The organism is Corallococcus sp. CA053C (genome assembly GCF_003611675.1).
In the GTDB taxonomy this organism is placed as follows: domain Bacteria; phylum Myxococcota; class Myxococcia; order Myxococcales; family Myxococcaceae; genus Corallococcus.
In genome coordinates, this window is record NZ_RAWA01000764.1 from 1 (window position 1) to 1,517 (window position 1,517).

Below are 1,517 nucleotides of genomic sequence, written 5' to 3' on the forward strand. Positions count from 1 at the left end.
CCCCCGATGCCCCACGCCCGCTCTTCACCATGGGTGGTGTCCGCTACGAGGCGATTCGCGAACGGGTGCGCATGCAGACAGGCGAGCTGCTCATGCTGGCCCGCCGCTTCGCGGAAGAGGGCGACGCTCTTCTCGGGCTCTGCTTCGTGTGGCGATTGCCCAACCTCTCCACCTACCTGCGCCGCAAGCGACTGATGGAAGAGGTGCAGGTGGCCTTCCGCCTCAACCCGCCTGGCGTCGCCCAGGTCTTCCTCCGCAAGGCGCACCAGGACGCCCTGCACGTTGTGATGGAGCACGTGGACGGCCCTTCGCTGGAGACGCTGGTGAGCGCGGGCGTGGCACGCGGCCAGCCCGTCTCGGAGGCCTTCGCCCTCTACGTGGGGGCGCATGGTGGGGTGAAGCTGATGAACTTCGGCGCGGCCTGCTCGCTGGTGGTGGGCCGGGAGGAATCGCTCACGAGCCTCGTCCGGGGCGACGTGGCCTATGCCTCGCCCGAGTACCTGGAGAAGCAGCCGCTGACGCCGCCTTCCTTCAGTGCCGCGTGATCGTCCAACCAATTCGCGCGGTTGGCGCCGTGCGCGGAGCTGGTCCGTCGTGGTGCCGTAGTGTGACTTTGGAACGTCTGTCTATACACAGACGGGCGGGGTCGCCCGTGACTCTTTCAATTCAATGACCCACTCGGTCCGCCGCCCTGTCGGACCGAACAAGGAACCTCTGTCCTGAGCGCCCCTGCTGGGGCCTTCCACGGAGGTGTCGATGGGCATGCATTGGAGTTGGGCCGTCGTCTTGCTGCTGGTACCCGGGGCGGGAGGGGCGCAGGAGACCGGCATCCCGGAGGACTTCGGCGCCGCCGTGCGCAGGCTGGAGGAGGCGCTTCAAGCCGAGGTTTCCGGCGGGGAAGCGGGAGAGGCGCCGTCCGAGGAGGAACCTGCGTCACCGGCAATCCAGGGCGAAGACACGCGGTGGGCCCACTGGCTGCGCCTGGAGGCCACGTCGCTGACACTGCTGCCCAGGAAGGGCATGGGCGGGGATGAAGGCTTCGTCCAGTTGGAGCCCCGAGGGGTCGTGAGGATGCGAGGCGTCTTCACCCTCGAGGTGGTGGCTCCCGTACGGCTGCGGCTGTGGGGCGGCGGCGCGGGGGCGGGCCTCGTGAGGAAGGAGGACTGGGACACGCTGTCCGACTGGGGCCAGGTGGTGCGCACTCTCAGGGTAGGAGGGGACGCGCCGAACTCGTTGTGGATGGGCGCCCTGGAGTCCTACACGTTGCTGTCCGGGCACCTGGTGCGGCGCTACAACAACCGGGGTAACCCCGACTACCACCCGGCGGGGGCGGTGGTGACGGGCAAGCTGGGGCCGGTGTACACGGAGGCCTTCGCCTCGGATGTGCTGGGCGCGCGCCTGGTGGGCGCGGAAGTCGCGCTGGACATGCAGTACCTCCTCTTCGGCCGGCCGCCCCACCCCCTGCGGTACATGCTGTCGCTGTCCGCGGTGCATGACCTGTCTCTTTATACACATCT

2 pseudogenes are annotated in these 1,517 nt (G+C 68.5%); both read left to right on the forward strand.

From position 1 onward, the window contains the following. Window positions 1-545: pseudogene (locus D7V97_RS46365) on the forward strand (serine/threonine protein kinase); the annotation flags it as partial. A gap of 217 nt (window positions 546-762) precedes the next feature. Continuing rightward, window positions 763-1,517 (forward strand): annotated as a pseudogene (locus tag D7V97_RS42945) (hypothetical protein); the annotation flags it as partial.